General features: G+C 70.8%; 7 protein-coding genes. All 7 read left to right on the forward strand.

Features of this window, described 5'->3' with window-relative positions; translation table 11 throughout:
- The first annotated feature begins 121 nt into the window (after positions 1-121).
- The 7 genes from efp to LXT23_RS42505 all read left to right on the forward strand — a co-directional run bounded on the left by efp (position 122) and on the right by LXT23_RS42505 (position 14,099).
- Positions 122-700, forward strand: coding sequence for an elongation factor P (gene efp, locus LXT23_RS42475; RefSeq protein ID WP_253986208.1), 579 nt, complete (start codon positions 122-124; stop codon positions 698-700).
- Between the two features lie 32 nt (positions 701-732).
- A complete protein-coding gene (gene accB / locus LXT23_RS42480; RefSeq protein ID WP_253986209.1) occupies positions 733-1,326 on the forward strand; it encodes an acetyl-CoA carboxylase biotin carboxyl carrier protein in 594 nt (197 codons plus the stop codon).
- A gap of 70 nt (positions 1,327-1,396) precedes the next feature.
- Entirely contained in the window at positions 1,397-2,782 is a 1,386-nt protein-coding gene (gene accC, locus LXT23_RS42485) for an acetyl-CoA carboxylase biotin carboxylase subunit (RefSeq protein ID WP_253986210.1), read from the forward strand.
- 189 nt (positions 2,783-2,971) lie between these two features.
- Positions 2,972-6,094, forward strand: a complete 3,123-nt coding sequence (gene sgmX / locus LXT23_RS42490; protein ID WP_253986211.1) for a type IV pili formation protein SgmX — start codon at positions 2,972-2,974, stop codon at positions 6,092-6,094.
- 24 nt (positions 6,095-6,118) lie between these two features.
- Complete coding sequence (locus LXT23_RS42495; protein WP_253986212.1) at positions 6,119-7,063, forward strand: ExeA family protein; 945 nt, start codon at positions 6,119-6,121, stop codon at positions 7,061-7,063.
- 5 nt (positions 7,064-7,068) lie between these two features.
- Positions 7,069-11,001 (forward strand): translocation/assembly module TamB domain-containing protein, encoded by a 3,933-nt coding sequence (locus tag LXT23_RS42500; RefSeq protein ID WP_253986213.1) that lies wholly within the window; start codon positions 7,069-7,071, stop codon positions 10,999-11,001.
- Between the two features lie 11 nt (positions 11,002-11,012).
- On the forward strand, positions 11,013-14,099 hold the full coding sequence (locus LXT23_RS42505) for a POTRA domain-containing protein (RefSeq protein WP_253986214.1): 3,087 nt from the start codon (positions 11,013-11,015) through the stop codon (positions 14,097-14,099).
- Positions 14,100-14,114 lie beyond the last annotated feature (15 nt).

Genomic DNA, 14,114 nt, shown 5'->3' on the forward strand with positions numbered 1-14,114 from the left:
GGCAGTCATCCAGCCGACGCACGGCGCCGCGCCTTTCCCCTTCCCATGGAAGGGGGGCATGGGCTACACACCCCCGACTTTTCAAGCTTTCGAAGCTTCGAGTGTGAAGGAGTCGGTTCCCATGGCCGGGTTCGTCGATACGTCCGAGTTCCGCAACGGTCTCAAGATCGAAATCGATGGTGAGCCGTTCATCATCGAATATTTCCAGCACGTGAAGCCCGGCAAGGGCTCCGCCTTCGTGCGCACGAAGATTCGCAGCCTCCTGAGCGGGCGCGTCCTGGAGCCCACCCTCAAGTCCGGCGACAAGGTGGGCGTGCCGGACATCGAGGAGAAGGACATGCAGTTCCTGTATGTCCAGGGCGAAGACTTCTACTTCATGGACACCCGCAACTACGAGCAGACCTTCCTCGGTGAGAAGGTGCTCGGAGAGGCGAAGAACTTCCTGAAGGAGAACATCACCGTCTCGGTGGTCTTCTGGAACGGCAAGGCCATTGCCGTGAACATGCCCAACTCGGTCGACCTGAAGGTCACCGAGTGCGACCCGGGCGTGCGTGGCGACACCGTGTCCGGCGCGCTCAAGCCCGCCAAGCTGGAGACGGGCTACACCGTCAACGTCCCGCTCTTCATCAACGAGGGCGACGTGCTCAAGATCGACACGCGTGACGGCAAGTACCTGACGCGCGTGGCCACGGCGGGCTAGCTCCGGCGACTCCGGACGGAGGGGACGCGAGAATGGCAACGAAGCGCAAGTCGACCCGGGCGGCAGGGCCCGCGAATCCACCGGCAGCCGCCGGTGGCGGGCGCGACGCGAGCAACACGTCGCTGGACGTGGATGCCCTGCGGCAGATTGTGGAGATCCTCGAGGCCTCGGACGTGACGAGGCTGGTGTGGAAGCGCGGTGAGGAGAAGCTCTTCATCCGCCGCGGCCACGGCCCGGAGACGACCATCGTCCACCACGCGGCGCCGGCCCCGGTGTCCACGGGCCCGGGCGTCGAGTACTCCACCCCGCCGGCCCCCCGGGCCGCCGCGGCCGCTCCGGCTCCCGCCGCGGCGCCGGCGGCTCCCGCGCCCGCGGCGGAGAAGCCCGGCCACCAGGTCACCAGCCCCTTCGTGGGCACCTTCTACCGGACCCCCGCGCCGGACCAGCCTGCCTTCGTCGACGTGGGCTCGGTGGTGAAGAAGGGCCAGGTGCTCTGCATCATCGAAGCGATGAAGCTGATGAACGAAATCGAGTCCGAGGTGTCCGGCCGCGTGGCGGAGATCCTCGTGGAGAATGGCCGCCCGGTGGAGTTCGGCCAGGCGCTGTTCCGCATCGAGCCGGCCTGACGGACTGCCCGCGCCGCCTGCCCCCGCGGGCGGCGCGTCGTCCTTCAAGGCCCCTGACGGAGAACCCCCCGTGTTCAAGAAGGTGCTGATCGCCAACCGCGGGGAGATTGCCCTGCGGGTCATCCGCGCCTGCCGCGAGCTGGGCATCGCCACCGTGGCGGTGCACTCCACGGCGGACGCCAACGCGCTCCACGTGCGCTTCGCGGACGAGGCGGTCTGCATCGGCCCGCCTTCGTCCAAGGAGAGCTACCTCAACATCCCGCAGCTCCTGTCCGCGGCCGAAATCACCCGCGCGGACGCCATCCACCCCGGCTACGGCTTCCTGTCGGAGAACGCCGAGTTCGCGGAGGTGTGCGAGAACTGCAAGATTCGCTTCATCGGCCCGCGGCCGGAGATGCTGCGGCTGATGGGCAACAAGGTGCGCGCCCGCGCGGCGGCGCGTGAGGCGGGCCTGCCGCTCTTGCCCGGCAGCCCGGGCACGGTGAAGGACCCGCGCGAGGCCGAGGTCTACGCCCGGGAGATTGGCTTCCCGGTCATCCTCAAGGCAGCCGCGGGGGGTGGCGGCAAGGGCATGAAGATCGTCCGCGAGCCGGGCGCGCTGGCCCAGGCGTTCTCCACCGCGCAGGCGGAGGCCGTGGCGTCGTTCGCCAACGGAGACCTCTACATCGAGCGGTACGTGGAGAAGCCGCGCCACATCGAAATCCAGATTGTGGCGGACGAGCACGGCAACATCATCCACCTCAACGAGCGCGAGTGCTCGGTGCAGCGCCGGCACCAGAAGCTCATTGAAGAGAGCCCGTCCCCCGCGCTCACGCCGGAGCTGCGCCAGCGCATGGGCGAGGTGTCCGTGCAGGCCATGAGGAAGCTCGCCTACAACAACGTGGGCACCATCGAGTACCTCCTGGACGAGCGCGGCGAGTTCTACTTCATGGAGATGAACACGCGCATCCAGGTGGAGCACCCGGTGACGGAGCTCGTCACGGGCATCGACCTGGTGCGCGAGCAGATCCGCATGGCCTACGGCCACCCCCTGCGCTTCAAGCAGGAGGACATCCAGATTCGCGGCCACGCCATTGAATGCCGCGTGAATGCCGAGGACCCGATTACGTTCGCCCCCTGGCCGGGGAAGATTACCGGCTACAGCGTGCCGGGCGGCTACGGCGTGCGGGTGGACTCGGCGGCCTACGAGAACTACACGGTGCTGCCGTACTACGACAGCCTGCTGGCCAAGCTCATCGTCCATGCGGAGGACCGGGCCACGGCCATCCGCCGCATGCAGCGCGCCCTGGGCGAGTACGTGGTGGAGGGCATCCGCACCAACATCCCGTTCCACCGGGCCGCACTGGCGGAGGAGTCCTTCCAGGAAGGCCAGTACGACACCCGCTTCGTGGAGCGCCTGCTGGCGAGCGAGACGGGCACCCGCCGCTTGAAGAAGGCCGTCGAAGAGACGCCTTAGCGCACGTCCACCTACCGTGGGCCTCCCGCCTGTCGGGCGGCCACGCGAGCAGGTGATCTGGCCCCGGGGGGAGCCGGGCTGTTTCTTGACCCGCGTCGGAGGATTCCGTTAGCCTCCAAGTTCCCCCTTGCAGAGGATAGAAACCCGCGAAGTTCAAGGGATTTCTGCCTGCCGGAAGCCCACCGCTCGATGGACAAGAACAAGATCATCGAAGGTGCCGCGAAGCTCGTCGCGAAGGGCGCCTACGACAAGGCCATCAAGGAGTACCAGAAGGTCCTGGAGGTCGACCCGAAGGACATCCGGGTGCTCCAGAAGATGGGGGAGCTGTACCAGAAGAAGAACGACAACGCCCAGGCGGCGCACTTCTTCACCAAGGTCGCGGAGAGCTACTCCTCGGACGGCTTCTTCCTGAAGGCCGTCGCCCTCTACAAGCAGGTCCTCAAGCTCAACCCGAACCTGCTGGAGGTGAACCTCAAGCTGGCGGAGCTCCACCAGCAGCTCGGGCTGATGTCCGAGGCGATGGCGTACTTCCAGATTGTCGCCAACCACTACGACAAGGCCGGCGACACCAAGGCGTCGCTCGATACCTTGAAGAAGATGGTGGATCTCGACCCGGAGAACGTGGCGTCGAAGATCAAGCTGGCGGAGCTGTACGCGCGGGAGAACATGACGCGCGAGGCCGCGCAGGAGTTCAAGCGCGCCGCCGAGTACCTCAAGCGCAACGCCCGCGCGGACGACTGGCTGCGCGTCGCCGAGCGCCTGTCCTCGCTGGAGCCGGAGAACCTGCCGCTGGCCAAGGAGCTGGCCACCTCCTACCTGCAGCGCGGCGACCAGAAGCGCGCGCTGGCGAAGCTGCAGGTGTGCTTCAAGGCGGACGGCCGGGACGTGGAGACGCTCACGCTGCTGGCCCAGGCGTTCCAGGGGCTGGGGCAGACCTCCAAGACGGTGTCCGTCTACAAGGAGCTGGCGAAGATCCACCAGGAGCGCGGCCGCGTCACCGAGTCCGAGGCCGTCTGGACGCAGATTGAAGTGCTGGACCCGCAGGACCCGGACCTGATGGCGCGCCGTGCGCCCGTCGCGGCTCCGGCGCCCATGCCGGCCCAGGCCGCGCCGCAGCCCGCTCAGGCGCCCCAGCCCCGCGCCGCGGCCCCGCAGCCCGCTCAGGCGCCCGCGCCGGTGCAGCCGCCTCCGCCCCAGCCCCAGGGCGGCATGGGCCGCGAGCAGCTCTCGAAGCTGCTCACGGAGACGGACGTCTACGTGAAGTACGGGCTCCACGACAAGGCGCTGGAGCACCTGCGCAAGGTCTTCTCCGTGGACCCGGAGAACCTGGATGCGCACGAGAAGGCGTATCAAATCTACGTCGCGTCCGGGAACGCGGCCCAGGCGTCCGAGCAGCTGCTGAACGTGCTGCGGCTGTGCACGCGGGCGGCGGACTCGGTGCGCGCGCAGCCGTACCTGGCCACCATCCTCCAGGAGAACCCGGCGCACCCGGAGGTGCCCGCGTTCCTGTCGGTGCTGCGCACGGACGGCCCGGTGGCGGTGGCGCCCACGGCGGCCGTGGTGGAGTCGGTGGGCGAGGACGCCATCCTGGTGGACTCCAGCGACGACGAGATTCTCGTCGCGCCTCCCCCGGAAGACGCGCTGCTGCACCCGCCGGGGGACGAGCTGGCGTTGACCACGCTGCCCTCGGGGGACTCGGACGAGGTCATCGAGGAGGACGGGGACGACTCCACCGTCGTCAGCGAGGAGTCGCTCGTCGGCGAGCCGCTCTCCGGTGAGAGCATCGTCTACGAGTCGCCCTCGCCGGAAGACCTGGCGGCGGAGGCGGCGGACGAGACGCTGGTGGCCGAGGACGAAGGGCTGGTGCTCGCGGACGAGCCCGGCCTGGAGCAGGTGGAGGACGAGCCGCTCGTGTCGTCCGACGACGACGACGAGGCCACGTCGGCGTGGTCGCTGGAGGACGAGACGCTTTCGGGCGAGGCCACGGCCACGTCCATGGATGCGCTGGCGCTCGGCGACGACGACGACCCGCCGCCCACCATGATTCGCGCGCCCACGCGGGCGCTGCTGCAGGAGGCCGCGCCGGACACCCGGCAGCTTCCCGCGCTCCAGGAAGAGGCCGAGCTGGAGCTGGAAGACGTGCCCACGCGCGTGGGCATCGCTCCGCTGGACGCGTCCATGCTGGAGCAGGACGAGGCCGAGTTCACCGCGCTGGGCGACGAGGAGCAGGAGGAGCCCACCGCGTCGCACGCCGTCGTCGCGCCCCTGGACGACGAGCCCGTCTACGAGGAGCCCGAGCCGGAAGTGTCCCAGGTGGAGGACGCCGATGAGGCGCCCTACGCCGAGGCCGAGGCCGTGTCCGATGTGGAGCCCAGCGACGAGCCCGGCGAGGAGCCGGCGGCGGAGGAGTGCGACGAGGCGTCCTTCTTCCTCGACCAGGGGCTGCTGGAAGAGGCGCGGGAGATTCTCGAGACGGTGATGATTGCCTTCCCGGGCCACGTGCGCGCCGGGGAGCTGATGGCGCGGCTGGAGGCGCTCGAGGCCGGCGGTGGCGCGGAGCAGGCGGAGGCGCCCGCGGAGCCGCTGTACGTGCCGGCCGTGCAGCCCGTGCTGGAGGCGGAGCAGGAGCCCACGGGCGAGCGCGACGCGTTCGACCTGGCGGCGGAGCTGGCCGGGGAAATCGACAACCTGGGCGACGACTCCGCATCGGCGCCGCCGGCCGAGGAGGACTTCCAGTACTCGGTGGAGGAGGTCTTCTCCGAGTTCAAGAAGGGCCTGGCCAAGGTGGTGAAGCCGGAGGACGTGGACACGCACTACGACCTGGGCATCGCCTACAAGGAAATGGGCCTGCTGGACGACGCGCTCCACGAGTTCGACGTGGCCCGCCAGGGCTGCGTGGGCACCAAGCGCGAGCTCGACTGCATCACCATGATGGGCATGCTGCAGCTGCTGCGCGGTGATGCGCTGGCGGCCGTCGAGGTCTTCCGCGAGGGGCTCACCAACGCATACGTCGCGGGCGAGCCGGCCAAGGCGCTCGGCTTCGAGCTGGCGACGGCGTACGAGGCGGCGGGAGAGCCGGGCAAGGCGCTCTACCACTACCAGCGCGTGGCCGCGCTGGACGGGAAGTACCGCGACGTGGGGGGACAGGTGTCGCGCCTGGCCGCCTCCACCGAGCCGGAGGAAGACCCGCTTCCGTCCCATGCAGGCAACGGGGCCCGGGCCGGCGGCGGGGCCGCACCCGCGGCGGCCGTGGCGCCCACTCCGATGCCGGCGGCCGGCGCGTCCAAGGCGCGCAAGGTCGGCTACCTGTAGTCCACCCCGAGGTTCGGCGAGCCCATGACGACCTACCTCGACTTCTTCGAGCTGACCCAGGAGCCCTTCTCCAACGCTCCGGTGAGCCGCTTCTATTACAACTCCGCGCAGCACTCGCAGGCGCTCACCCGGCTGATGCACGCCGTGAGCTACATGAAGGGCCTGTCCATCCTCATCGGCGACATCGGCGCGGGCAAGACGACGCTGGCGCGCCGCATGCTCGACTCGCTGCCCGAGTCCGAGTACGAGGCCGCGCTGCTGGTCATCATCCACTCCGGCATCACCGCCAACTGGCTCTTGCGGCGCATCGCCCTGCAGCTGGGCGTGGAGAACCCGGCACAGGAGAAGCTGGCGCTGCTGTCGCAGCTGTACCAGCGCCTGCTGCAGATCTACGAGTCCGGCAAGAAGGCCGTCGTCCTCATCGACGAGGCGCAGATGCTGGAGACGCGCGAGCTGATGGAGGAGTTCCGGGGGCTGCTCAACCTGGAAGTGCCGGAGCGCAAGCTCATCTCCTTCGTCTTCTTCGGGCTGCCGGAAATCGAGAAGAACCTCAAGCTGGACCCGCCGCTCGCGCAGCGGGTGGCCATGCGCTACAAGCTGGAGCCCTTCACCGCCGAGTCCACCGAGGCGTATGTGAAGCACCGCCTCCGGCTCGCGGGCTGCCCGCGCATGCCGTTCTCGCCCGACGCGCTGCTGGCGGTGCACCAGCACTCGTCCGGCTCGCCGCGCGTCATCAACACGCTGTGCGACAATGCCCTCTTCGAGGCCTTCCTGGCGCGCCAGGAGACTGTCTCGGCCGAGCTGGTGCACCGCATCGGGAAGAACCTGGGCCTGCAGGGCATCAACACGCCCGCCCAGGAAGCAGGCGAGCGGGCAGGCGCCTCCGTCACGGCCCTCCCCCGGACGTCCAATAGCAAGGTGGATCTGGCGGAGATCGACCGCTACCTCGAAGGGCTGGGTAAGCTGTAGCGGCTTTGGCCTCCCCGAGCCGCAACGGTCCGCGCACGGCGCTCCTGCTGGTGCTCCTCGTCCTGTCGGGGAGCGTCATGCTGTTGCGCATGGAGGCCTCGTGGGAGGTGGCCTGCACGCTGGCGCGGCGCAACCTGCCGGACGTGCTCGGGCTGGACGTGGGCATCGGCCGCTGTGAGCTGGACCCGCTCGGCTCGCGCGTGCTGGTGCACGGCTTCTCGCTCTTCCTGCCGGGCACGGACACGCCGCTGGTGGCGGCGGACACGGCGGAGGTGCAGCTCGGCTTCCTGCGGCCGCTCACCGGCCGGCTGACGCTGGCGCTGGTGCGGGCCTCTCGGCCGCGCGTGACGCTGGACTTGTCGAAGCCGTCTCCGCCCGAGCCCGGCAAGAAGCCCGCGGGCTGCTTCCTGGACCCGCTGGAGCGGCTGCGGGTGGCGCGGCTGGACATCACCGGCGCGGAGCTGCGGCTGGCGCTGCCGGAGGGCCGCCGCGTGGAGGTGGGCGAGCTGGACGTGCGCTGGGTGGAGCGCTGGGGCGTCATCGAGCTGGACGTGGAGGCGCGCCGCGGGCTGGTGCGGCTGGGGCCGGACGGCCAGGAGCTGGCGCTGGCACAGCTGGCGGTGGCGGGCGCGGTGGACCCGGACGAGGCGCTGCTGGAGCTGGAGCGCGCGGAGGTGTCGCTGGACGACATCACCACCACCGTGTCCGGCCGCGTGGAGTCCCTGTGCGACCCGCACCTGGCGCTGGACGCGCAGGTGTTCCTGCCGCTGCGCACGCTGTCCCAGGCGAAGCTGGTGCCGAAGCCCGCCACCGGCCACCTCTGGACGCGCGTGTCCATCGCCGGCAAGCCAGCCTCTCCCGCGATTTCTCTGGAGCTGTCCGGCAGCGGGCTGGGCTACGACAGGTTCGGCCCCACCAACCTCACCGCGCGCCTGTCGTACTCGGGAGACGAGGTCCGCGTGGAGGACGTGGTGGTGCCGGTGGGCGCGGGGAAGGTGCGCGCCGAGGCCCGGCTGGGGCTGACGCCCAACTTCCCGCTGGAGGTGACGCTGTCCACGGAGGAGGCGTCGCTGGGGCGCATCCTGGACCGGGCCGGCGTGAAGGGCTCGTGGGTGGACTTCCCGGCCACGCTGGACGCGAAGCTGTCCGGCAACCTGCTGCCGCGCTTCTCGCTGGCGGGGCCGCTGGACCTGCGCACCGGGCCCTTCGTGCTGGCCACGCGCGCCTACGACGCGCCGGAGGCGGACGGGCTCACCATCCTGGAGTTCGACAAGGGCCGCGCCCAGGCGCAGGTGAAGCTGCAGGCGGACCGCGTGTCCTTCAACCAGATCACCGCGGAGTCCGGCCGCACGCGCGTGCATGGGGACGTGGGCCTGCTCATCGGCGACGGGCTGGGGCTGGACATCCACGGCCACGGCGACCTGGACCTGGCGGACTTCGGCCACATCGCCGGCCTGCAGTGGGCGGGGCGGGGGAGCGCCACGTACGCGATTTCGGGCCCCGCGTCGGAGGTCAAGATTGAAGCGGGCCTGTCCATGCGCGACTTCGTCTTCTGGAACCTCTCGCTGGGGGTGCTGCAGGGGAAGCTGGCGTACTCGGACGGGGTGCTGGGCTTCCCCTCCTTCACCGGCCAGAAGGGGCGCACGCAGTACTACGGCAAGGCGGGCGTGGAGTTCGGGCGGCTGCTGGGCCTGCGGCTGGAGGTGAATGTCCCGCAGGGGCGTACCGAGGACCTGGTGGACGTGGTGGCCGGCCTCAGCCCCTCGCTGGGGGTGCTGCAGGGGACGGTGAGCGGCACGGCCACGGGGCGGGTGGAGGTGGACAGCCCGGTGGAGAAGCTCGAGGGGCTGGTGGCCTTCGACGTGAAGGACACCGCCTACTACGGCCGCCGCCTGGGGGATGGCAGCCTGCGGCTGCGCTTCGTGGACGGCAAGGCGATGGTGCTGGAGCGCACCGAGCTGAAGGGGCCGCTGGGGCGCACGTGGGCGGATGGGACGTTCTTCTTCGCCGGCGGGCTGGACTACCGCTTCGGCGGGGCCGCCCTGTCGCTGGCGGAGGTGGTGGGGCCGGAGCTGGCGACGCCCATGGGCATCCAGGGGACGATGGTGATGGACGGCACGGTGTCCGGCACCGCCGACGTGCCGGTGGTGGACGCCACGCTGAAGGCCCCGAGCGTCAGCTTCGCCGACCGCAACCTGGGCGCCATGAGCCTCACCGGGCAGCTGGTGGGCCGGAACTTCGAGGTGAAGGGCCAGCCCTTCCAGGACGCCAATGGCCGGGTGCGCATCACCGTCCAGGATGACTGGCCCTACGAGGCGGAGGGCTCGCTGTCGTTGCCGGAAATCCGGCCGCTGCTGCCGTCGGGGCCGGTGTGGGCCGGCGTCTCCGGGCAGCTCGCCGGCACGGTGAGCGCGAAGGGGCTGTTGCTGGCGCCCGCCGGCTCGCAGGTGAGTGCCACGGTGGACCGGCTGGTGCTGTCGCGCGACGACCTGCGCGGGGAGAACGCGGGCCCCATCGTCCTGGCCTATGCGGGCGGGCGGCTGGACGTGCAGCCCTTCCGCTTCACGGGCCAGCACGTGGACCTGTCGCTGGGCGGGTGGATGAGCCCGCGCGGCATGGCCGTCACCCTGCGGGGCGGCGGCGACGTGCGCCTGCTGGAGTCGATGCTCCCCTCCATGGTGGAGCGCGCCACCGGCCGCGTCACCGTGGACGCGGAGGCCACCGGCACGCTGGAGTCGCCGTCGGTGGTGGGCATCGTCGAGCTGCTCGACTTGCGGCTGGCGCTGCGGGACTGGCCCGTCAACGTGCGCAACCTGTCCGCGCGCCTGGAGATGACGGGCCAGCGCGTGCTGCTGGAGCATCTCCAGGCCCAGCTCAACGAGGGCCGGGTGTCCGCGCGCGGTGACGTGCGGCTGGAGCGCTTCCTGCCCCAGCGGCTGGGCCTCACGGTGCAGCTGGACGAGGTGCCCTACCGCCTCACGGAGGACCTGCCGGCCACCTTCTCCGGACTGCTCCAGGTGATTGGCCCGCCGCAGGGCTTCACCGTCACGGGCGGGCTGGACATCGTCAAGCTGCGCTACCAGAAGGCGCTGGACGTGGAGTCGCTGCTCAAGTCGCTCCAGAAGCGCAGCCACGTGGTGGCGTCGTCCTCCACCTCCGCTTCGGGGGAGCCGCAGAAGCCGTGGGTCATCTGGGACGTGAATGTGCACCTGGGCGACGTGCGGGTGGACAACAACCTGGCCAAGGCCCGCCTGCTGGGCGACCTGCGGCTGACGGGGACGGACCTGCGGCCGGGCCTGCTGGGGCGGATGGAGCTGGCCGAGGGCAGCCAGGCGTTCTTCCGCAACAACCCCTTCACCATCAGCCAGGGGCAGCTCGAGTTCCAGGACCCCACCAGCATCGACCCCGTCTTCGAGGTGCAGGCCCAGACGCAGGTGCGCGAGTACGTGGTGAAGCTGCACGCCTTCGGCAAGCCGGCGGACCCGCAGATCCTCCTCTCCTCGGAGCCGGCGCTGGTAGAGGGGGACATCGTCTCCCTGCTCACCCTGGGCTTCACCTCGTCGGACCGGGACACGGCGGCCACGGCGAGCGCCGGCCTGGCGGCCGAGGCCCTCTTCAACGTGTCGGGCCTGGACCGGCAGCTCCAGCGCTTCCTGCCCAGCAACCCGGTGCTGAGGGACTTGTCCCTGCAGATTGCCACCACCTACAACGACGCCACCCGGCAAGCGGAGCCCACCGCACAACTGGAGTCGAAGTTCCTGAGCGAGCAGCTTAAAATCGGAATGACACAACCGGTGAGCGGACGCGGCACGCGGGCGCGCGCCGAGTACCGCTTCGACGACCGACTCTCTGCTCAGGCCCAGTGGGACAACGAGAACAGCGAAGCCTCGTTCGGCAACCTCGGGCTCGAGCTGAAGCTCAGCTGGGAGGTCGAGTAGCCCGCGCCGCCATGGCGTGGGTGCTGCTGCTGTGCGTGCTCTGCGCACGCGCGGCGGTGGCGCAGTCCGGCGAGGGCGGCGAGTCCTCGCCCACCGTCGTCGCGGTGGAGCTGCACCTGCCGGGCGGCGCGGACGCGCAGGGCCTCAGCGGGCTGGTGGCGGTGCGCAAGGGGCAGACGCTGTCGCCGGGCGCCGTGCGGCGCTCGCTGGAGCAGCTGTGGGCCACGGGCCGCTTCACGGACGTGGTGGCGCGTGCGGTGGACGTCCCCGGCGGAGTCCGGCTGGTGTTCCAGCTGACGCCGGTGGCACGGCTGGCGCGGCTGCGCTTCGAGGGCAACGCGGTGCTGTCCGAGGGCGAGCTCATCGACGCGAGCGGCCTGCTGGAGGGCGGGCCGCTGGACGCGGAGGAGCTGGAGGGCGCGGTGTCCGCCGTCCTCCAGGCGTACCAGCGCAAGGGCTACGACTCCGCGAAGGTGACGGCGCGGCAGGAGCCGGTGACGGACGGCGTGGCGGTGACGCTCATCGTGGACGAGGGCGTGCCCACGCGGGTGAAGATGGTGACGTTCTCCGGCAGTCCGGGCCTGCCGCTGCCCCGGCTGCTGGAGGTGCTGGAGCTGCGGCCGGGCGAGGTGTTCGACCGGGCGCGCCTGGACACGGGGCTGGATGGGCTGCGCACGCTGCTGCGCGAGGCGGGGCACTGGCGCGCGCAGGTGGGCACGCCCGCGGTGCTGGTGGAGGGCAGCGCGGCCTCGGTGGCGGTGCCGCTGGCAGCGGGGCCGCGGTACGAGGTCCGCTTCCACGGCAACCACCGCTTCCCTCCGGCGCTGCTGGAGCGGGTGCTGGCACACGACACGGCGGAGTCGCTGGACGAGGTGGTGGCGGGCCGGCTGGCGCGGCGGGTCGAGTCCTTCTACCGCTACCGGGGCTTCCATGACGTGCGCGTGCGGCCCCGGGACGTGGTGCGTCCGGATGGGGAGCGGGCCGCGCTGGTCTTCGACGTCGAGGAGGGCCAGTCCCTCAAGGTCACCGAGGTGCGCTTCCACGGCAACGCGGGCCTGGGCTCGGAGCGGCTGCGCACGCTGCTGGTGGACAGGGTGCGCGCGGGCGAGCCTCGGCAGGACCTGGACCTGCGCCTGCTGGACGACCCGCTGGACGTGGAGGGCCGCCATGGCCCGGAGGTGGGCGAGCTGGAGCCTCCGCCGGACCCGTCCACGGTGTACGTGGAGGACGCGTGGCTGGAGGCCATGGACGCGATGAACGAGGCGTACCGCGAGGAGGGCTTCCTCTCCGCGGTGGTGACGTTCCGCGGGCTGACGGTGGACGTGACGGGCCGCACGGCGGTGGCGGACTTCGACGTGGAGGAAGGGCCGCAGGCGCGCGTGGTGGACGTGCGCTTCGAGGGTGTGCCGAAGGAGGTGCCGCTCCTCGCGGCGAACGCGAAGGTGCGCCGCGGTGACCCGCTGAGCTTCGACAAGGTGGAGGAGGCACGGCAGGCGCTGGAGTACTCGCTGGCGCAGTGGGGCTACCTCTTCTCGCGCGCCACCACGGAGACGGGCGTCGGCGAGGACGGGCAGGCTGCGACGGTGGTGTTCCGCGCGGACCCGGGGCCCCAGGTGCGGGTGGGGAAGATACTGGTGCAGGGGCTGACGCGGACGGACCTGGACCTGGTGCTGGGCAACCTGAACCTGGAGGAGGGCAAGCCCGTCGCGCTGGAGGAGCTGACGGAGGGCCAGCGGCGGCTGGCGCGGCTGGGCGTGTTCCGTCAGGTGGACGTGGCGCTGGCGGACCCCACGCGGCGCGAGGAGACGAAGGACGTCCTGGTGTCGGTGCAGGAGCGGCCCCGGCTGGATGGCGAGGTGTCCGGTGGCTACTTCCTGGTGGACGGTCCGCGAATCTCCGTGGACGCGGCCTACCGCAACCTGGACGGGCTGGGGCTGAGCCTGCTGGCGCGCGGGAAGGTGAACTACGCGGGCTGGAGCGCCGAGGCGCTGTCGGAGGACCGGCGCGTTGCCTGCGACCAGCGCACGCCGGACGGTGGGGTGGCGCCAGGCTGCGATGCGGAGCTGCAGGGGCTTAGCGGGCTGGGCGGCCGGGGCAACCTGGCGCTGGCACAGCCGCGGCTGTTCTTCCTGCTGCCGCTGGAGGTGGGCGCGCGGTTGGATTTGATTGGCGAGCGCGTGCACCGGCCCTCGTACGTGTCCACGCGCTTCGCGGCGGCGGCGGCCCTGAACTGGGCGGCGGCCTCGTGGCTCAACCTGTCCCTGTCGTACGAGGTGGAGAACAACCGGCTGCGCTCGCGCGCGGGCGTGCTGGAGCTGCTGAACCGGGCGGACCAGGAGCGGCTGCGCTATCCCTTCGGAGACTTCACGCTGCACTCGCTGCGGCCGTCGGCCACGCTGGACTTCCGGGACGACCCGGCGAATCCGCGGCGCGGGGTGGTGTTCGTCTCCAGCGCGGAGTTCACCCGCGGGTTGAGCGTGAGGCCCACGGACGTGGCGGGCAACCGCGTGACGGAGTACCCGATTGACGGCGTGAAGCTGTCGAGCAACCTGAGCGGCTACATCCCCCTGGGAAGGCGGGCGAGCGTGGCGCTGTCAGCGCGCGCGGGCACCATCATCCCGCTGGAGCCGGAGGCGCAGGCCATCGGCTCGAAGCTGTTCTACCTGGGCGGCTCGTCGAGCCTGCGGGGCTTTCGCGAGGACGGCGTGCTGCCGGAGGACGTGCGTGGGGTGGTGCGGCAGCGGCTGCAGGACTGCCGGGCGCTGATTACGCCGTCGGGGTGCTCGGCGGAGCTGAAGGCAGTGCTGGCGGGGCAGGTGCCGGCGAGCCAGGGCGGTGAGCTCTTCACGCTGGGCAAGGCGGAGCTGCGGCTGCCGGCGCTGACGTCGTTGGACTTGGGCCTGTTCTTCGAGGCGGGCAACCTGTGGCTGGACAGGACGCAGTTCGACCCGGGCCGGCTGCGGTACGCGGCGGGCGCGGGCCTGCGGTACGTGACGCCGGTGGGCCCGCTGGCCTTCGACGTGGGCTTCAACCTGGACCCGGACGAGGCGGTGAACGAGGCGACCACGCAGTTCCACTTCAGCATCGGCACGTTCTGAGGAGGCGAGGGTGCG

The organism is Pyxidicoccus xibeiensis (genome assembly GCF_024198175.1).
Taxonomy (GTDB): domain Bacteria; phylum Myxococcota; class Myxococcia; order Myxococcales; family Myxococcaceae; genus Myxococcus; species Myxococcus xibeiensis.

What these genes read in the sequence shown, in the direction of transcription:
- accB (WP_253986209.1), top strand. Translation starts at nt 733, where the DNA reads ATGGCAACGAAGCGCAAGTCGACCCGGGCGGCAGGGCCCGCGAATCCA.
- LXT23_RS42505 (WP_253986214.1), top strand. Translation starts at nt 11,013, where the DNA reads ATGGCGTGGGTGCTGCTGCTGTGCGTGCTCTGCGCACGCGCGGCGGTG.
- LXT23_RS42495 (WP_253986212.1), top strand. Translation starts at nt 6,119, where the DNA reads ATGACGACCTACCTCGACTTCTTCGAGCTGACCCAGGAGCCCTTCTCC.
- efp (WP_253986208.1), top strand. Translation starts at nt 122, where the DNA reads ATGGCCGGGTTCGTCGATACGTCCGAGTTCCGCAACGGTCTCAAGATC.
- sgmX (WP_253986211.1), top strand. Translation starts at nt 2,972, where the DNA reads ATGGACAAGAACAAGATCATCGAAGGTGCCGCGAAGCTCGTCGCGAAG.